We start from the raw sequence: 18,710 nt of genomic DNA on the forward strand, positions 1-18,710 counted from the left end.
CGGTCATGTTCGTCGCCGGTCCAGGACGAAGCCGCGGACCAATGGTGCGAGTGGGCGCTCGACGAAGCGATGGACAAGCCAGGCTGCCGCGAGCAGCCCGAGCACGGTGCCGCCGATCAGTATCGACGCGGGGAGGCCGGTTTCCTCGTACAGGTTGCGGATCACGCTGTATCCAATGCGCGGGTGCAAAAGGTAGAAGGGGTAGCTGAGTGCACCCGCGGTGGCCAGCCAGCGCATGCTTACCCGGTCGGTGTAGCCCAGCGCGATGACGAGCATCAAAAGGTACACCCCGGTGAGCAGTACCGGTGCCGGCCAGACGGGCACCTCGAAGCCGGGCTTCAACTCCAGGGTCCGCTCGTGCACGCGCTGCAGGCTGACCAGCCACGTGGCGAGTAACAGCACCCACAGCCATCGATCGGATCGGTTGCGGCGAAGCAGGAACAGGGTCATTCCGGCAACGAAGTACGGCGCGAAACTGGACATCACGACCTCGTCCAGGGCGGCACCCCGGAAAACGGGCATGATCACGGCGACGGCCAGCCACGCGGCACCGAAGATCTTTGCTCCCCGGTCGGTCAGCTTGGCCGCAAGAATGCACGCCGCGATCAGATAGAACCGGAGCTCGATCCAGAGGGTCCAATACACGGTGTCGACAAGCGGCGTGTTGAGGGGCTCCGCCAACATGGTCAGGTTGACCAGCACGCCCCACCCGTCCGGCGGAGGGGGAAACGGCAGCCCGCCGCTGATCGGCAGCACCGCCGTTACGACTGTCGTGGTCACCACACACACCCAGAACGCCGGGTAGAGCCGCGCGGCGCGGGAGGCAGCGAACTCGCGAACGGAGCGCCCCCAGCCGCTCATCAGGATCACGAATCCACTGATCAGAAAGAACGTCTCGACTCCGAGGAAGCCATAGATCAGCACCGGTGCCGCGTCCGGCAGGAAGTATGCCGGCGGGTGCACCCCGTCCAACTTCCATGAGTCGCCGAAGTGGTATCCGGCCACCGCAAGAGCACAGATCAGCCGCAACCCGTCCAGCACGTACAACCGTGGCACCCGCCCGGGAGGGCTGCGGACGGGCAGCGGCGTCGGCGCGCGGTCGAGCGTCGCGGTCGTCATACTCTGCTCCTGTCCCGGATACACGACTGCATCCCGGACAGACATGTGCAGCACCGCGTCAAGTGCTACAGGTGATCACCGTCACCATCCTCTGACGAAGCCGTGCCGGCATCGCGAACCAGAACACGTCCCGCTGCGATGGGTAGGCATGACCGTCCAGGACGACGCCGGCCTCCTGGCACCGCCGGGTGCTCACCGTCCGCCGGTACCCCGGCGCGGCTGACAGCCGTGCGGCATCCGCCGGCGGTTTGAGCGGACATTCCCCTGTGGCCAGTTCGAGTTCACCACATCGCTCTACGGTGCCAGCGGACCGAGAACGCCCTGCTCGTACCCGGAGAGATGAGGATTGATGGCAGTAAGCAAGCGGGTGGGCCTGACTGCTGCGGCGGTCGCGCTGACCCTGACGCTGCCGGGCGCCGCGACCGCGGCGGCGGCCGAGCGGAACACGTGGGACCAGGCCGAGTTGTTGACGTTCGCCGCGCTGCCAGCGGCAACCTTCGTTCCCGGCAGCGAACCGTCCGGCTCGTCGCTCGGCAGTGCGCCCATCAACGGGATCACCCCGCCGTTCGCCGACCAACCGATCCAGGGGTTCAGCGGCGTCCTGCGCAACACCGACGGCACCTTCGACGTGCTGTCCGACAACGGCTTCGGCAACAAGGCCAACAGTGCCGACTTCGTGCTGCGTGTTCAGCGGGTAGCGCCCGACTTTGGCAGCGGCGCCGTGGACGTGCTCGGTGGCATCAACCTGACCGACCCGTACGGCAAGGTGCCATTCCCGCTCACTCGTGCCGACCGCGTGCTCACCGGAGCCGACTTCGACGTCGAGTCGATCACCCGGACGGCGGATGGCACGTATTGGCTGGGTGACGAATTCGGTCCGTACCTGCTGCATTTCGACCGGGCGGGCCGCTTGCTACAGGCGCCGGTGCCGCTGCCCGGGGTTTTCGCCCCCGAGAACCCGGGTCGCGGCACGACCCCGGCCAACCTCGCCAGCAGCAAGGGCTTCGAGGGCATGGCCCAGTCGCCAGACGGTCGCACGCTCTACCCGCTGCTTGAGGGCACGACCACTGGTGATCCGGCCGGCACCCTCCGGCTCAACGAGTTCGACACCCGGACCAACGCCTACACCGGCCGGCGCTGGGCCTACGCGCTCGACTCTCCCGCTCACGCGATCGGTGACGCCATCATGGTCGATCGCGACCGCTTCCTGATCATCGAGCGGGACAACGGCCAGGGCGAGACGGCACAGGTCAAGAAGATCTATCTCGCCGACAAGCGCGACCGGAACCGCGACGGGCTGCTCGACAAGACGCTGGTCGCCGACCTGATGGCAATCGCCAACCCTCGCCACGTCGGTGGGTTTGGTGACCCGTTCACGTTCCCGTTCCAGACGATCGAGGACGTGGTGATCCTCGACGACCGCACGCTCGCCGTCCTGAATGACAACAACTTCCCGTCGTCGGCGGGCCGGACTGCCGGCCAGGCGGACAACAACGAGTTCATCGTGATCAAACTCGACCGCCACCTGGACGCGGACAAGCGCGTCCTGCGTCGCTACTGAGCCGCTCTCAGCGGGGTGGGCAGACCGACAGGCTGTCCACCCCGTCCCGGGCGGCCCGAGCGCGCACCGAACGGTGTCGCGTGGGTCATGCCTCAGCAGTGGGTCGGCTGTGCACCACCAACTCGTCGATCTCCAACCGGCCGACGCGCAACTCCCGCACGACCGCCCGGCGGATCACCAGCCGCCCGATGACCAGCGCCCCGACGGCCACGGCCCCGACGGCCAGCGCCCCCACGGCGAGGGCACCGACCGACGCCGCGCCCGCAGCCCGCGCGCCGGTAGCCGCCGCGCCCGTCGCCACCGCGCCGTCGGCACGCGTTCCGGTCAACCGCATCAGGTTCACTTCTCGCTTCATCGCCCCATTGTCCGCGTGCCGCCAGCCGGGTGCCGATCAGGTGCGGAACGCCTCGATCGTGAGCGCGGCGAAGCGCCGAGAGGCGGCAGCCCGGGCGTTCGCGAGGTGGCGTACAGGCCACCGTTGGCCATCAGCATGAGAACCAGATCGTCCAGGCCCACGTCAGGCCGCAGAAGGACTGACTGGGAAGGGTGACGAACAGTGAAGGCAGTAGTGATCAGGGAGTTCGGCGATCCCCGTGGCCTGGCGGTCGTCGACCTTCCTGTCCCGGTGCCCGCTCCGGGGCAGGCGTTGATCACCATTGAGGCGGCCGGTGTGGCTGGCGCCGACGTTCTGATCCGAAGCGGCGCTCTGGCCGCGTACGGCTTCCGCGAGGGTCACATTCCGGGCGGCGAGGTTGCCGGCACGATCACGGCCGTGGGCGACGGCGTCGACCCCGCGTGGATCGGGCAACGCGTCTGGGCCTTCACCGGTACGGGCGGCGGCTACGCCGAGCAGGCAGTCGCCCCGATCGCTGAGGTTCTGTCCCTGCCGGCGGGCCTCCCCGCAGTCGACGCCGTGACGCTCGGCAGCTCCGGGGCTGGGGGTTCGGACGATCCCGCCGGCTACGACGTCATCATCGACGTCGTGGCGGGCCCGGACATGCCCGCGTTCTTCGACCGACTCAACCCCAACGGCCGGCTCGTGGCCCTCGGGGCGGTCGGCGGCCAACCGCCAGCGGGCTTCGGGACGAGGTTGATGGCCGCGTTCCAGAAGTCGATGTCGTTCGCCACCTTCAGCGCGGCGACGGTGACGGCGGCCGATCGACAGGCCGTACGCACGGAGCAGTTCGCCGCCGCCGCTGGCGGGGAACTGCAGACCGTGGTGCACGAGGTTCTGCCGCTGGAGCGGGCGGCAGTGGCGCACCAGAAGATGGACGCTGGCGAGGTCTTCGGACGAATCGTTCTGACCACGAGTTCCTTTCACTGAATCCGCTGCACCGATCGGGGTGGTCTCTTAGGCTGCGTGGGCGGGGCGCCCGGTTCGACGAGTGCGTCGCGGTGGCGCTGTAAGGGCTGGTCGGGTGCTCCTCTCGGTGGCCTGCTTCCGCTACCTCAGCCGGCACGGGGAGCTGCCGCGACGGCGCGTAGGTCCCCCGGTGTCGTTCGCGGCCAGCGGCCGAGCCCGGCTACCGGTGAGGAGCACCGATGACGCAGAGTGCGCACGACCGCCCGGAGATTGTCGTCGGGCTCGTGGCAACCCCGCCGGATCATCCGGCCCGGGTGGCAGAGCGGCTCACCACCGAACTGACCAGCGGGCTCGCCGAGCGGGTGAACGCGGACGTGCGGTGGACCGTCCGGGAAGGCTGGGGAGCAGTAGCGCCGCGCCGCGACGGCGGCGTTGAGGCACTACTCGATGATCTTGCCCAGCGGCGCGTCGACGACCAGTGGGACGTCGCGATCTGCCTGACCGACCTGCCGCTGCATGCTGAGCGGGTGCCGCTGGTCGTGCAGACCTCCGCTCGGCGTCGAGTCGCTGTGGTGTCCCTGCCCGCCCTGGGACTGCACCAACTGCGAGCGGCCCGGGCAGCCGTTCCGGATCTGGTGAGCCGGCTGCTGACCGACGCCTCCGACCAGCGGGTGCCGCCAGCCGACTGGGCACCGGCCAGGATGACAAGCCGGGTTCCCGCCATCCACCGGGTGGTCGGCGAGACCGACATCGGTGAGCGGCGCTACGTCGCCTCGCGGTTCGTCGGCCGACTACGGCTGTTGATCGGCATGGTTCGCGCCAACCGTCCGGGGCGCGCCCTGCTGGGCCTGTCGAAGCTGCTGGTCGGCGCGTTCGGCACGGCCGCGTTCGCGCTCACCACGGACACCATCTGGCAGATGGGCGACGCGCTCGGCGGACTCCGGCTTGCCGTGATCATGCTGCTCGGGCTGACAGCGTTGGTGGCCTGGCTGATCGTCGCGCACGACCTGTGGGAGAAGCCAAGCCGCGAGACGCCGAGTGAGCTGGCACGGCTGTTCAACCTGGGTACGATCCTCACCCTCACTCTGGCAACGGTGCTGTCCTACGTGGTGTTGTTCGTGGGAACGGTGCTCGTCGGGGCGCTGCTGGTCGACACCACCGTTTTGGAACAGACCTTGCAGCGGCCAGTCCACTTCACCGACTATCTGACGCTCGCCTGGATCACCAGCTCGCTGGCCACCGTCGGCGGCGCGATTGGCTCTGGGCTGGAGAACGAGGAGACGGTTCGAGCCGCGGCATACGGCTATCACCCTCAGCCCGATGGCTGGCGGGATGAGAAGAGCGGGCGGGTCTGATCGTTCATGGCTGGTACTGGCTGCGGGTGCGGGGCAGCCACTGGGGATGGCGGTCGCGAAGGTAGCGAAGCATTCCCTCGCGCAGGTCGCAGCGCAGGTCCCAGGCGCTGGCGCCGTCGGCGGCGGAAGCCTGCACCTGGATGACCACCGTCTGCGGGGTGGAGTCGACCATCTGGAGCACCCACTGGTCGCGATCCCACAGCGCTGAGGACTCGACCAGCCGGCGTGCTTCCCGGCGCAGGTCGTCCAGGTCGGCGGTGTGGTCGACATGAATCTGGATCTTGCCGATCACTCTGGACTCATTCCGGGTCCAGTTCTGGAACGGCCGCTCGGTGAAGTAGGTCGTCGGCAGGATGAGCATTCGCTCGTCCCAGAGCCGGATCACCACGTTGGTCAGCTTCACCTCCTCAACTCGGCCCCATTCGCCGTCCACCACCAGCACGTCGCCGACATGCAATCCGTCGGCGAAGGCGACCTGGACACCGGCGAACGCGTTGCCCAGCGCGGTACGGGCCGACAGACCGATCAACGCCCCGACCACCCCGGCCGACGTCAACACGGAGACGCCGAAGAGGCGTACCGGCCGAAAGGTGATCAGGATCAGGCCGATCGCGACGATGGTGACCACGGCAACGGTGAGCCGCCGCACGGGGCGGATCTGCGTCCGAGCCCGCCGGACCCGTCGGCTGGCGACCGCGTCACCCGGCAGTCGACTGAATGCGACCGCCTCGGCGACGTGCAACGCCTTGATCACTAGCCATGCCCCGGACAGCACCAGAGCCACCAGGACGGCGTGCCGCAGATGACGCTGCCACCCGGCCGGACCCAACGGCAGCGCGTAGTACAGCGCCCCCACCAGCAGCAGCGCCGCGGCCGGGCGGCGGCAGGCATGCCGCAGCGGCTCGAGCAGCCACTGGTACCGGCCACGGGCTACCCGGCGGATGACCAGGCCAGAGACCAGGTCCACGACCACTGCGGTCGTCAGCGCGGCCACTACGATCAACGCGGTACGCATCAGAGGCCGTTCACGGTAATCCCGATGCCAGCTTCCCTCGGCTCACTGCCCAACCCACGTGCTCAGGGTGCCACCCCGTCCAGTGGCAGGCGGCCAACATCGGCGAACAACCCGCTCCGCGACGAGGGCTGCCCCCGGGCCCTAGGAGCGAACGCGGATGATCGTCTTTCCGGTGATCCGCTCGGTCGGGTTGAGAGCGGCGACGGCGTCGTCGAGGTCTGCGACGGCGCCGATGTTCGTCCGCAGTCGCCCGTCCCGTACCCGCTGGACGATTTCCCCCAGTTGGGCGCGATCGGGCATCACCACGAAATCTGTCGCCAGGCCGTCCGCGGGCCGCGCGTCGGGCGGCCCGACAACGGAGACCAGTGTTCCTCCGGCGCGAACGAGGCCTGCCGAACGCTTCCCGATGTCACCGCCGATGACGTCGAAGACTAGATCGACTCCGCCGACGTCTTCCAGGGCCTCGTTGCCGAGGTCGACGAACTCGTGTGCGCCGAAGTCCAGCGCCCTGTCACGGTCGGCAGCGCGCCCGGTGCCGATGACGTGGGCACCGAACTCACGCGCGAGCTGCGTCACCATCGACCCGACTGCGCCGGCCGCGCCGTGCACGAGGACGCTCTGCCCCGCCCGAAGGCGGCTGTGCTCGAACAACCCCTGCCAGGCGGTCAGGCCAGAGATCGGCAGGCTCGCTCCCACAGTGAAGTCGACGTCGCCGGGCAGCGGCGCGAGGTTGCGGGCCTCGACGGCCACGTACTCCGCCAGGGTGCCGTCGCGGGTCCAGTCGGTGAGCCCGAACACCCGCTGTCTCACCGACAGCCCGGTCGTGCCGTACCCGAGAGCGCTGACCACTCCGGCCAGCTCGTGCCCGGGTATCGACGGCGTCCGGTCGCGGCCGAGGCGATCGGTCCAGGTCGAGGGCCACGCCAACTCGGTCGGGACGAACCCCGACGCGTGAACCTGGACGACGACGTCGTTGAGGGCCGGTTCCGGCTCAGGCCGCTCGACCAGCGTCATCCCGGCCGTTCCCGCAGCCTCGTCCGTCACCACGATCGCCTTCATCAGACACCTCCCTGTATCCAGCCCTCGTCTGCGCTGGCACGAGGAGCGCAGTTCCGTTTCCCAGCATTGACGGCGGCACGCCTCGGCGCCGTGCCGCAGCAGGTTGGTCGGCAGCGGTTGGGGCGCGGGGATGTCGCCGAGGGCGGCGGGGCGTGTGTCGACCTCGACGCAGACGGGCAGGTCGGGCGCACATCGCTCCCCGAGCCACCCCGTCGAACGCCCCGAACCTGGCCACGGTAAAACTGGTCCGTCAAGTCCACTATTGTTCCACCTGGTCACTGCTGTGGTGGCCACCGCCGCGCAGCTCAGCACCGCGACCGCGTTAGGCGCGAAGTGCCATTTCAGCCTCATCACCGTGCGGCGGACCGACGTCGGCGAGACGCGCGCCTCATGGACCCTGGAGTCCATGAGTGGTGAAGACTGCGGGAATATCACCGACCCGGGGAGCGTCTGTACCTGCGTGTCCAGGTGGGCTGGCACGACGACAGGCAAGGAGACGACGTGAACACCGAAAAGGCAATCCTCGCCGGAGGCTGCTTCTGGGGCATGGAGGAGTTGTTCCGCCGCCAGCCCGGCGTCGTGTCCACGCGCGTCGGCTACAGCGGCGGCGATGTCCCGAACGCCACCTACCGCAACCACGGCACCCACGCGGAATCCATCGAGGTCGTCTACGACACCGACAAGACCGACTTCCGCGCGCTGCTCGAGTTCTTCTTCCAGATCCACGACCCGTCGACGAAGAACCGTCAGGGTAACGACATCGGCGTCAGCTACCGCTCGGCGATCTTCTACACCAGCGATGGGCAGAAGCGGGTCGCCGAGGACACCATCGCCGACGTCGACGCCTCGGGCTTGTGGCCCGGCAAGGTCGTCACCGAGGTCACCGCGGCAGGCGACTTCTGGGAGGCCGAGCCTGAGCACCAGAACTACCTGCAGACCTACCCGAACGGGTACACCTGCCACTTCCCCCGTCCCGGCTGGAAGCTTCCGAGGCGGGCGTCGGCCTGACACCTCCGGCGCGCGGACCCCGGGTCCGCGCGCCGGATGGGACCGGATGGTCCCGACAATCTCGCACCAACGATGATTTTGGTGATGGTCCCACCGCTCATCAGGAGCACAGAACACGTCCACCCGCTGGACTCCGAAGTCCAACTCGACCTAGATCAGCGCTGGATACACTTGACAGATGAGCGACGAGCAGGTGACTGTGCCGACGAACAGGCGGCGGATCAGTCAACGGGGCATCGCGACGCGAGAGCGGATCCTCGATGCAGCGAACCGGCTGACGCTCGTGCGCGGAGTGAACGCGACGACCCTCGACGACATCCGCGAGGCAAGCCAGACGAGCAAGTCCCAGCTCTACCACCACTTCGCCGACAAGCAGGCACTGGTACGCGCCCTGGTCACCTATCGGGGCGCGCTTGTGCTTCAGCGGGAAAGCGCCGGGCTGGAACGACTGCGATCGTTCTCAGGGCTGATCCGGTGGCGTAACGCGCTGGTTCAGGCCAACTCGCTGAACAACGGCAGATACGGGTGCGGTCTCGGGTCAATGGCTCTCGAACTGTCTGATCAGGATGAGCAGGCTCGATCGTCAGTGTCGGAGACATTCGCGGCGTGGGAGAAGCTGATCAGTGATGGTCTGTACCGGATGCGCGACAGCGGCCTACTGCGCCAGGATGCCGACCCGGAAAAGTTGGCCACGGGATTGATGGCCGCTCTGCAGGGTGGCTACCTGTTGGCGAACGCCGCGCACGACGTCGCACCCATGGAAGTCGCCCTGGACATGGCGCTGGAACACATCAGATCGTTCCTCGTGCAGCCGTCCCGACAGTGAACGCGTTCTGTTGACACGACGGCACGCCGGTCGGCCGTGACGCCGCGTACCGGAGGAGGCGGCGAGTGATTCCGCCGCCCCCTCCGGGCAGGCTCACTTCCCGTACAGCTCGAATTCGTAGAGCGAGAACCCGTACGAGGTGGCGCGCTTGACCCCGTACACCCGCACGTAGCGGGCGGTGACCGGGGCGAAGGTGGCGTTGTCGACGCCGCCGTTGCCGGTGGTGGTGGCGAACACCGGCGACCAGGAGCTGCCGTCGGCGGAGGCCTCGATCCGGTACGAGGTGCCGTAACCGGCCTCCCAGCGCAACACCGCACGGCTGACGCTGCGGGCCGCGCCGAGGTCGACCCGGAGCCACTGGTTGTCGTTGTAGCTGCTCGCCCACCGGCTGCCGAGGCTGCCGTCGACCGCCTTGTCCGGCGTGTGGCCGGTCAGGAACTGGGTGCTCGACGCGGTGGCTGGACGGCCCTGCGCCAGGTTGGTGACATCGTCGCCCCGGCGCGCCGGGAACGAGACGACCTGCTGGTAGGTGGGGCGGTTCTGCCAGGCGATCACCGGGTGGGTGATGCCGCCGAGCCCGGAGTGGGCGATCGCGTCGGCGCACCACTGGTCGCCGGCCCCGCAGGACTTGTCACCCGGGTAGACGGTGGTGGCCGGCACCGCGGCGGCCTGACCGAGCGCGTCGAGCAGGGCCTGCCGGCATGCGCCGAGGTTGCCGTTGCCGCAGTACGCGCGGCCAAGCCCACCGGCCACCGGGTCGCCGAGCACGGTACGCAGATCCTTGTCGACATAGCCCCACCAGCCGTACTGGAATGACGAGCCCTTGTGCGCCTGGCCCTGCAACGCCCAGTTCGCGGCGCCGTCGCGCCCGCCGTTCTGGCCGCCCGACGGCGCCTCGTTCACTTCGATGGCATCGACCAGCGAGGCGTAGAGGTCCGGCCCGAGGCCGGGGCGGAACTGCGCCGAGGCCAGTAGCGGCCACCAGGCGTCGAAAATCCGGATGGCGTCGGCGTGCTGGTAGACCTTGGAGCCGGGGGACGTCTCCACCCGGCGGACCCCGGCCTGCTGCCAGGCGCGCAGCTTGCCCACCGCGTCGGCCAGCGCCGGATCGGTGACCGGCGTGCTGTCCAACACCCGCAGCAGGTCACCGAGGACCTGTTGGCCGCGCAGGTCGGTCACCGCCGCATCCGCCATGATCTTCACGACGTCGGCACGACCGAGCTTGCGCTGCGCGATCGCCGCGCGCACCGGGCCGTCGAGCAGCTGCGCCCGGTGTACGGAGCCGAAGCTGAAGTTGCCGTCCGCCGCCCCGAAGTCCCGCGCCTGCTTGTTGTTCCAGCTGACGTAGTAGTCCTGGTTGACCGACTGCGGATGCGCTGACGCCGGGATGTAGGTGGCGTCGTTGGTGTCCGGGTTCCAGCCGGCCCACTCGTACGCCGGCTCGGCCTTCGTCGGCAAATTCGGGTCGGCGCTGGCCGGACGGACCGGGTTCGCGCCGGAGTTGAGGTACGCCGCCTCGGTCGAGTTGACGTAGAACCAGTTGAACGCGTACCCCACGTCGGCTGCGGAAGTCTGGAAGGCCGCCGCGCTGCCCATCGCCGACGGGTCGTTGAAGGCCTGGAAGCCGATCGCCGAGTCGGCCTCGTGCCGGTAGGTCGAGCGCAGTTTGGTGAACGCCGTCGGCTGCCCGTTCACCAGGCCCCGATAGGAGACCAGCCCGTACCTGGTGCGCAACGCGCGCAGTGTGTACGAGCCGGCCGGGGTGGAGTCGGCCAGCGTCGGGGTCCAGGAGTTGCGCTGCTCCAGCGCCTCCATGGCGAGGCACTGTCCGTGGTAGAGGTAGCGGTTGGTGCGCAGCGTCGGGGCACTGCCGTCGGTGGTGCACAGCGGCACCGCGTACGTGTCGGTCAGGTCCTGGGACGCGGAGGTGGCGCTCCACGCGTAGTCCTGGCCCCGGCCGAGCAGCACGTAGAGGTTCAGCCCGGCGAACGCCGCGCCACGCGCGCTGATGCCCGGACCCTGCAACTCCTGGAGCATGAGCAGTTGCGGGGCGAAGTAGCCGGTCTGCGGCCCGAACACGGCAACCGGATTGCCCGTGGTGGTGTGCCGTCCGGAGACCACCACCGCGTTGGACATGCCGTGCGCGCGCAGGTTGGACAGGCCGCCGAGCAGCTCCTTCGTGGCGGTGCTGGCACCGGTGCGGGCGGCGGCCCCGCCGGTGGCGTCGTACGCGAGGGGTTCGGCGACCACCGATCCGGCGTCGGGGAGCACCGCGCTCGTCGCGCCCGGCGGCGTCGCCCCGTACGGGAAGCTCTGTCCGTCGTGCAGGGTGAGCACGGTCTCCGGGTCGTTCTGCGAGCGGAACGCCGCCCACACCCGGTCGCCCTCGGTGGCGCCGTACTTGGCGCGGGCGGCCACCCGGACCAGCGCGGACTGGATCTCGCTGCCCCCGCCCCCGCCGAAGAGCCCGCCGATGACACCGGCGGTGGCGATCAGGTCGGTCATCGTGAAGTGCTTCGGCTTGCCAGCGCCCGCGAGGACGTACTCGCCCGGGTAGTTGTCGTCGGCGATCGACCTGTCGATGTAGGCGTTGATGCCGGAGATGTAGTCGACCACGTCGGTGTAGAGCTGCTGACCTCGGGCACCCTTGGTGCGCAGGGCGTTCACCTGGGCCTGGAGGTCCGCCTCGGTGTAGGGCGAGTTGGCCCAGACGCTCTGCTCCAGTTCCCGGTTGCCCGGCGCGCCGCCGGCGAACGACGTGACGTTCCCACGGCCGACGTGCCGCAGCAGATCCATCACCCAGAGCCGGTCCTGGGCGCCGGCGTAGCCGGCGCCGAACATGGTGCCGGCGCGGGTGGTGCCGGTGACGTGCGGGACGCCGGTGGCCTTGTCCCGCACGATGGTGACGTCCGATCGCGGGGAGACGGTGCTCTCGACCTGTGCGGCCGGAACACCGAACGAGGCGTCGTTGTAGAAGTGGGCGATCTGCTCGTCGGTCAGCCCGGCGTAGTTGTAGACCAGGTTCGCGTACTCGTCGAGCTGGTCGCTGGAGTGCGCCGGGCGGGTGCCGAGCGCCTGGTGCGCCAGGATGGCGACCAGCGTGGCGTTGCCGTTCTGCCCGGGGGGCAGGATGTCGGCGCACTGGCCGAGGCAGTAGTCGTTGGCGGCGAACGTCGTGGCGGCCAGCGCCGGTGAGGGCGGGGTCACCGTCAGGACGCTCGCGGTCAGGACGGCGGCGGTGAACGCCGCGAGCCGGTTACGGAGAGCGGGACGGGGCATGGCGATCCTCCGGGGACGCGGAGTCGGGCCGTACGGTCTCGCCCGGCTACCGGTGCCGACGTCTCGCCCTCCGCGCCCGGGCGTTCCACCCGGAGGTGAGAATCATTCGTATCGATCTCCGAGCAATGATCGGCGCAGAACCGCCGTCCGGGATACCCGTCGTTCACCACGCGCCAATGCCGACGTTTCGCCGATTTCCCCTCACCGGCTCTCCGGATCACGGCTTTGGTGGTGGCCGGCGACTGCCCGCCACCGGATCGAAATGAATGGCCGCGTCGACCGTTCCGACCTACCGTGCAACGAGGTATCCGTCTCCGACGCATTCACGAGAGGACCTCACCCCGCGTGACACCGCCTGCTCTTTAGACCTGACACGTTCCCCGCGCCTGGGTTGCCGACGTCCCCGTCGGTTCGTTCCCATGCCTTCCGTCAGGTCTTTGGAGAGATCATGTCTACGCGTCCTCATACCGCGCTGCCCTGGCCCGCCGGGGGCACCGGGCTTCCCCTGCTCGCACTCGGCTGCGTCCACTGCGATTCCGGCATCGGCGACCGGCCGTTCCGCATCACGGTCGCCGGCGAACTCGTCCACAACAGGCCCCTGATCACCTACGGCGCCAGCTTCCCGGGCCAGCATGCGCACCCGATCCTGGTGACGGGCCACTCCGGCAGGTCCTCGGGTCGTCGGCCGCCGTTGGGGCGAGAGCATCGCTGGCCCCGCCCGTGGCTGCATCAGGCCGCGGTCCGCGCGCGGTCGTTCCTGACGCGCGAACGAACGTCAGGACCGGCCCGATACCGACGGAGGAGGTGACCACCCGGGTGCGTACCCTCGGCCCGCGCTCGGAGTGACCGCCATCGTGATGGCGCCGCCCGAGGTCCGATCACGTCGGCGCGGCCTCATCGCGAGGCGTCGTAGGCGCGCCGTGCTCGTTCCACCTTTCCGAGGCTGGCGTCGGCCCAGGTTGCCAGGTGCGCGAAGAGCGGACCCAGGCTGGCGCCCAACTCGGTGATCTCGTACTCGACCCGGGGAGGCACCTCGGCGTGGTAGGTGCGTGACACGAGCCCGTCACGCTCCAGTTGGCGAAGCCGCTGCGTGAGCACCTTCGGCGTGATGCTCGTCAGTCGGCGTTCCAACTCGACAAAGCGCTGCCGACCGTACTCGTTGAGTGCCCACAGGATGGGTGTGGTCCACCGGCTGAACACGATGTCGACGACCGGCGCGACCGGGCAGGCCAACTCGGGATCTGTCGACTGCTTCATGTGCCCCCCGTCACAAACCCATTACTATCCTCTAGGTACCTACTATATCGACGCTACTAGCGTCTTCTTCGGCCGTGCGAACGACACGGTCGGACTGGAGACCCGGACATGTTTGTCGTGGTAGGAGCAACCGGAAACGTGGGCCGTACGCTCGCGTCGACCCTCGCGGCCTCGGGTGCCGCGGTGACGGCGGTGTCCCGGGGGCGACGGCCAGGCGCCGCACCAGAGGGCATCCGCCACCATCGCGCGGACCTTGAGCAGCCGGAGAGCCTGCGCCCGGTGCTCGCCGGCGCCGAGGCGCTGTACCTGCTCGTGGAGGGCGCCGGAGCCCACCTCAACATGCGCGGAATTCTGCGGGTCGCCGCAGCCGGCGGCGTGAAGCGCGTTGTGCTCCAGTCCTCGCAGGCGGTCGCCACCCGACCGGACTCGCCGTCACACGCGCCGCTGCGCGCCATCGAGGATCTCGTTCGTCGATCCGAGTTCGACTGGACGATCCTTCGCCCCGGCGGCTTCGCCTCCAACTCCCTCGCCTGGACCGAATCGGTCCGGGGCAGGCGGACCGTGGCCGCACCGTTCGGCGACGTCGGTCTGCCCGTGGTCGACCCGACCGACATCGCCGAAGTGGCGGCCGCCGCGCTCCTCCACCGCTCGCACGATGGCCGTACCTACGAACTGACCGGCCCGGCCCTGCGCACGCCACGCGAACGGGTCGCCGACCTCGCCGCCGCGCTCGGCGAGCCAATCGACTTCGTGGACCAGACGCCCGACGAAGCCCGCGAGCAGCTGCTGCGGTTCATGCCGCCGCCGGTGGTCGAGGGGACGCTGGCGATCCTTGGCGCGCCGACCGAAGCCGAACAGCGGATCAGCCCGGACGTTTCCGAGGTCCTGGGCCGATCACCACGCCCCTTCGCCGCCTGGGCCGCTTGCAACGTCGACGCTTTCCGCTGACGGTCGCGCGGAGCCGATGAAGTGGGTCGGCCGGGGCCGCCAGCGGCGGCCCCGGCCCCAGGATCAGCTCCCGCAGATGCCGTATCCGTTGAGGCTCCACGAGCCGGCGAAGCCGTCGGCGTCCTCGTCAGCTCGCAACCGCACGGTGTTACCCCCGGTGATGTTGACCGCGGTCAGCAGCACCTGACCATTGCCGGCGTTGATATCCGCGCCCGCGCTGTAGAGGCCCTTGCCGGCCGGGCACGCCTTGACGCGGTTGGAGGACGGGTCGCTCGCGCTCGTTCCCGTCGACGAGATCCGCTCCAATCCGGCGGGCGCGGTGGCGCAGACCGCGATCGAGGTGGCGCTCCAGCCGGACGGCGAGGTGCCCTGCACCGGGACCGCCCGGACGGTCACCGACGTCAGGTCGAACGACGGCACCACCTGGTCGAGCACGACGTCGCCCAGGCCGCTGTTGATCCGCCCACCCATGCCGATGACCTTCTTCGTCCCGCAGCTCGCCGTGACGAACTCCGTTCCGATCGCCCCGGTCGTGGCCACCACCTGGTACCCGGCCGGCGTGGTGGCGCACTGGGCGAGGGCCTGTAGTGCCCAGTCGCCGGTGAAGTTGACCGGGCCCACCTCCCGCATCGTCACGAAGAACCCGGTGCCGTTCGCCAGCGGCTCCAACCGGTCCAGCCCGACCCGTCCGGCGGCCGACGAACCGGCGAGGAGGAAGCCGCCGCCCCCGGTGACCACCTTGCCGGTCGGGCAGGACGCGAACGCCGACTTGTCCAGGCTGCTCTCCGCAGCCGACTGGGTGACCGTCTCCAACCCCGCCGGTTCCGCCGAGGCCGGTGCCGCCCAGCCCAAGCCGGCCACCACGGCAGCCGTCGACACAACGGCCGCCAGCATGCCCCGTCCCTTGGTTACTCGCATGTCGCTCTCCCTGTCCGCCTCGGCCGACGTCGTGCCGGCCCGCTTCCCGCCGGACCACGGTTCCGGCGACTGAGGAGAGCCTGGGCGGACCCGCTTGTCGTCCGCTATCCGACCGCTTGGCGCCGGCCGTGCAGAGTCGTGCCGTCCCTAGACTGTGGACGTCCGAACACGACGGAACAGGAAAGCCATGCGGTGGTCCCTCCTCGGCCCCGTCCAGGTGACCGCCGGAGGGCGGGTCCTTCCCATCGACCGCCCCCAGCAACGCGCGGTACTCGCACTGCTGCTCCTCAACGCCGACCGGCTGGTGCCCCTCGGGCAGATCGTGTCGGCGCTCTGGGCCGAAGAACCACCCGCCAGCGCCCGCACCCAGGTTCAGGTCTGCGTCTCCCGGATCCGGTCGGCCCTGCGCGAGGTGGGAGCGGCAGACCTGCTGACGACCCAGGGCAGCGGCTACCGGCTCACCGTACCCATGGCCGAGCTGGACCTCGCCGAGTTCACCGTGGCGGTCGAGCGGGCCCGCGCCGAGGAGACAGCCGGCCGGCGGGCAGAGGCGGCGCGCCTGCTGCGCGACGGCCTGGCGTTGTGGCGGGGGCCGGCGCTGGCCGGAGCGACCGGGGCCTTCGTCGACGCTGCCGCCACCGGCCTCGACGAGCAACGCCTGCTCGCATACGAGCGGCTCGCCGCCGTGGAACTCGGCCTCGGCCGGTTCGCCGCGACCGCGCGTGCCCTACGCCCTCTGGTGGCCGAGCATCCGCTGCGGGAGTCGCTGGTGGCCGGGTATCTGCTCGCCCTGGCCGGCTGCGGCCAGCGGGCCGCCGCGCTGCGGCTCTACACCGAGACCCGCCGCCTCCTCGTCGACGAGTTGGGCGTGGAGCCCGGCCCCGAGTTGAGCGAGGCCCACCTGCGGGTGCTGCGGGGGCGGACGCCGGCCGAGCCCACACCTGCGGAGCCTCACGGCCCGTCCCCGGCCCAGCTTCCCGGCGCCCCCGCCTGGTTCACCGGCCGTGCGACGGCGCTGCGGCAACTGGACGCGCTGCTGCCCGCCGAACTGGCGGGAGCCGCCCGGAACGGCGGCGACGGCGATCCGGGCCGGGCGGTGGTCATCTCCGCCATCGCCGGCACCGCCGGGGTCGGCAAGACCACCCTCGCGGTGCACTGGGCCTACCGGGTCGCGCACCGGTACCCGGATGGGCAGCTCTACGTCAACCTGCGCGGGTTCGACCTCGACGGCCGGGCCGTGTCGCCGGGCGAGGCGCTGCGCGGCTTCCTGGAGGCGCTGCACGTGCCGCCCCAGCGGATGCCCACCGACCTGCCCCGGCAGGCTGCCCTGTTCCGGACCCTGCTCGCCGACCGCCGGGTTCTGGTGCTGCTCGACAACGCCCGCGACGAAGAGCAGGTGCGGCCCCTGCTGCCAGGATCCCCGGGAAGTCTGGTCGTGGTGACCAGCCGCAACCGCCTCACCGGCCTGGTGGTGAACGCCGGGGCCCACCCGGTGACGCTGGACGTGCTTCGGCCGGCCGAGGCCCGGGAGCTGCTGGCCGGTCGGCTCGGCCGCGGGCGTGTCGGGCGCGAGGCGGCGGCGCTGGACGAGATCGTGCGCTGCTGCGCCGGCCTGCCGTTGGCCCTGGCCGTGGTCGCGGCCCGCGCCGTCGGGCAGCCCGACGTACCGCTGGGGGCGTTCGCCACCGAACTGCGGGACACCGACCCGGTTCGGCTCACCGCACTGGCCACCGGCGACCCCACGACCGACGTACGGGCGGTCTTCTCCTGGTCGTACCGGGCGTTGGACGCCGACCCGGCCCGGTTGTTCCGGCTGCTCGGGCTGCATCCCGGCCCCGACGCCGGACGGGCGGCGGTGGCCAGCCTCGCTGGCCTGCCGCCGGCTCGGGTAGAACCGCTGCTGGCCGACCTCACCCGGGCGAACCTGCTCACCGAGCGCACCCCCGGGAGGTACGCGATGCACGACCTGCTTCGCGCGTACGTCTCGGAGCTGTGTCAGGGCACCGACCCCGAGGCCGAGCGGAATGCCGCCCGACGCCGCCTGTTCGACCACTACCTGCGCGCCTCGCGCGCGGCGGACCACCTGCTCGACCCGTACCGGTTGGCGCGGCCGGCGGCGCTGCCTCCACCCGAGCCGGGTGTGACGGTGGGCGACCGCCCGGAGCACGCGTGGGCGGCCGCGTGGTTCGCCGCCGAGCACCACGTGCTGCTGGCGTGTGTGGAGCAGGCAGCGGGCACCGGCCTGGACCGGCACGCCTGGACGCTGGCGGCGGCCCTCACCACGTACCTCGATCGCAGCGGGCACTGGCCCGAGCTGGCCACCGCGCAACGGACCGCCCTGGCGGCGGCGCTGCGCCGGGGTGACCTGGCCGGTCAGGCCCTGGCGCACCGGGGTCTCGCCATCGCCTGCACCTGGTCGGGCGATCACGAGGCGGCGCACCGGCACTACCGGCGCGACCTGGAGTTGTACCGCGAGTTGGGCGACGACACCGGACGGGCGCACACACACCTCGGGGTGAGCTGGGTGCTCGCACGGCAGGGCCGGCTGCGGACGGCTCTCGACGAGACCCGGCTGGCCCTCGACCTGTACCGGGCCGCCGACTACCGGGTCGGGCAGGCCAAGGCGCTCAACAATCTGGGCTGGATGCACGCCCGGCTCGGCGAGCCAGGGCCGGCGCTGCACTGCTGCCAGGCGGCCCTTCGGCTGCACGAGGAGACCGGCGATCGGCACGGCGCGGCGCTGACCTGGGACAGCCTCGGCTACGTCCACCACGGCCTCGGCGACCACGACCGGGCCGCGGACTGCTACCGGCGGGCGTTGGAGTTGCACCGGGAGCTCGGCGACCGCTACGACGAGGCCGAGGTGTTGGACAACCTGGGCGACAGCCTGCAGGCCGCGGGTGACCTCGACGCCGCGCGTCGGGCGTGGCGAGAGGCACTGACGATCTTCGACGAGCTGCGCCATCCGGACGCCGACCGCCCCAGGGTCAAGCTGGCCGCCCCGGCCGTCCCTGCGGCGTCAGCGGGCGGCGGGGAACCGTAGGTGACGTGGTACGCGCCAC

At 70.2% G+C, this 18,710-nt stretch carries 14 protein-coding genes; 7 read left to right on the forward strand and 7 right to left on the reverse strand.

The genetic code is table 11. The annotated features are described in order from the left end of the window. Window positions 1-3 precede the first annotated feature (3 nt). Complete coding sequence (locus ACFYPG_RS05075) at window positions 4-1,119, reverse strand: acyltransferase family protein (RefSeq protein WP_387350376.1); 1,116 nt, start codon at window positions 1,117-1,119, stop codon at window positions 4-6. Window positions 1,120-1,468: 349 nt separating this feature from the next. Between ACFYPG_RS05075 and ACFYPG_RS05080 the strand changes: the two genes are divergently transcribed. Continuing rightward, complete coding sequence (locus tag ACFYPG_RS05080) at window positions 1,469-2,680, forward strand: esterase-like activity of phytase family protein (protein WP_387350377.1); 1,212 nt, start codon at window positions 1,469-1,471, stop codon at window positions 2,678-2,680. Between the two features lie 85 nt (window positions 2,681-2,765). Here ACFYPG_RS05080 and ACFYPG_RS05085 read toward each other — a convergent pair whose 3' ends face one another. After that, a complete protein-coding gene (locus tag ACFYPG_RS05085; protein WP_357207513.1) occupies window positions 2,766-3,035 on the reverse strand; it encodes a hypothetical protein in 270 nt (89 codons plus the stop codon). 201 nt (window positions 3,036-3,236) lie between these two features. Between ACFYPG_RS05085 and ACFYPG_RS05090 the strand changes: the two genes are divergently transcribed. Beyond that, window positions 3,237-4,004 carry a zinc-binding dehydrogenase gene (locus ACFYPG_RS05090; protein ID WP_387350379.1) on the forward strand — a complete coding sequence of 256 codons (768 nt, stop codon included), beginning with the start codon at window positions 3,237-3,239 and terminating at the stop codon, window positions 4,002-4,004. A 218-nt stretch (window positions 4,005-4,222) separates the two neighbouring features. Continuing rightward, window positions 4,223-5,338 carry a hypothetical protein gene (locus tag ACFYPG_RS05095; protein ID WP_387350381.1) on the forward strand — a complete coding sequence of 372 codons (1,116 nt, stop codon included), beginning with the start codon at window positions 4,223-4,225 and terminating at the stop codon, window positions 5,336-5,338. Between the two features lie 4 nt (window positions 5,339-5,342). On the opposite strand, the gene ACFYPG_RS05100 is transcribed toward ACFYPG_RS05095, so the two are convergent. Both ACFYPG_RS05100 and ACFYPG_RS05105 read right to left on the reverse strand, forming a co-directional pair. After that, a complete protein-coding gene (locus tag ACFYPG_RS05100; protein ID WP_387350383.1) occupies window positions 5,343-6,353 on the reverse strand; it encodes a mechanosensitive ion channel family protein in 1,011 nt (336 codons plus the stop codon). Window positions 6,354-6,494: 141 nt separating this feature from the next. Beyond that, entirely contained in the window at window positions 6,495-7,412 is a 918-nt protein-coding gene (locus tag ACFYPG_RS05105) for an NADP-dependent oxidoreductase (RefSeq protein ID WP_387350385.1), read from the reverse strand. Window positions 7,413-7,913: 501 nt separating this feature from the next. Between ACFYPG_RS05105 and msrA the strand changes: the two genes are divergently transcribed. Together msrA and ACFYPG_RS05115 are read left to right on the forward strand one after the other, a co-directional pair. Continuing rightward, the gene (msrA, locus tag ACFYPG_RS05110) at window positions 7,914-8,420 is read left to right on the forward strand and encodes a peptide-methionine (S)-S-oxide reductase MsrA (RefSeq protein ID WP_355006436.1); all 507 of its coding nucleotides are present in this window, start codon (window positions 7,914-7,916) and stop codon (window positions 8,418-8,420) included. A gap of 178 nt (window positions 8,421-8,598) precedes the next feature. Next, window positions 8,599-9,246 (forward strand): TetR/AcrR family transcriptional regulator, encoded by a 648-nt coding sequence (locus tag ACFYPG_RS05115; RefSeq protein WP_387350387.1) that lies wholly within the window; start codon window positions 8,599-8,601, stop codon window positions 9,244-9,246. Between the two features lie 93 nt (window positions 9,247-9,339). Here the strand turns inward: ACFYPG_RS05115 and ACFYPG_RS05120 are convergent, their stop codons facing one another. Together ACFYPG_RS05120 and ACFYPG_RS05125 are read right to left on the reverse strand one after the other, a co-directional pair. After that, window positions 9,340-12,525: a penicillin acylase family protein gene (locus tag ACFYPG_RS05120; protein ID WP_387350388.1), complete on the reverse strand. Its 3,186-nt coding sequence runs from the start codon at window positions 12,523-12,525 to the stop codon at window positions 9,340-9,342. A gap of 894 nt (window positions 12,526-13,419) precedes the next feature. Next, on the reverse strand, window positions 13,420-13,782 hold the full coding sequence (locus tag ACFYPG_RS05125; protein WP_387350390.1) for a winged helix-turn-helix transcriptional regulator: 363 nt from the start codon (window positions 13,780-13,782) through the stop codon (window positions 13,420-13,422). A gap of 108 nt (window positions 13,783-13,890) precedes the next feature. Between ACFYPG_RS05125 and ACFYPG_RS05130 the strand changes: the two genes are divergently transcribed. Continuing rightward, on the forward strand, window positions 13,891-14,730 hold the full coding sequence (locus ACFYPG_RS05130; RefSeq protein ID WP_387350392.1) for an NAD(P)H-binding protein: 840 nt from the start codon (window positions 13,891-13,893) through the stop codon (window positions 14,728-14,730). A 63-nt stretch (window positions 14,731-14,793) separates the two neighbouring features. Here ACFYPG_RS05130 and ACFYPG_RS05135 read toward each other — a convergent pair whose 3' ends face one another. After that, on the reverse strand, window positions 14,794-15,648 hold the full coding sequence (locus ACFYPG_RS05135) for a hypothetical protein (RefSeq protein WP_387350394.1): 855 nt from the start codon (window positions 15,646-15,648) through the stop codon (window positions 14,794-14,796). Between the two features lie 187 nt (window positions 15,649-15,835). Here ACFYPG_RS05135 and ACFYPG_RS05140 point away from each other — a divergent pair, with 187 nt between their 5' ends. Further along, window positions 15,836-18,691: a BTAD domain-containing putative transcriptional regulator gene (locus ACFYPG_RS05140; protein ID WP_387350396.1), complete on the forward strand. Its 2,856-nt coding sequence runs from the start codon at window positions 15,836-15,838 to the stop codon at window positions 18,689-18,691. Window positions 18,692-18,710: the final 19 nt, after the last annotated feature.

Origin of the sequence: Micromonospora sp. NPDC005553, assembly GCF_042871765.1 — a bacterium.
In the GTDB taxonomy this organism is placed as follows: Bacteria; Actinomycetota; Actinomycetes; order Mycobacteriales; family Micromonosporaceae; genus Micromonospora.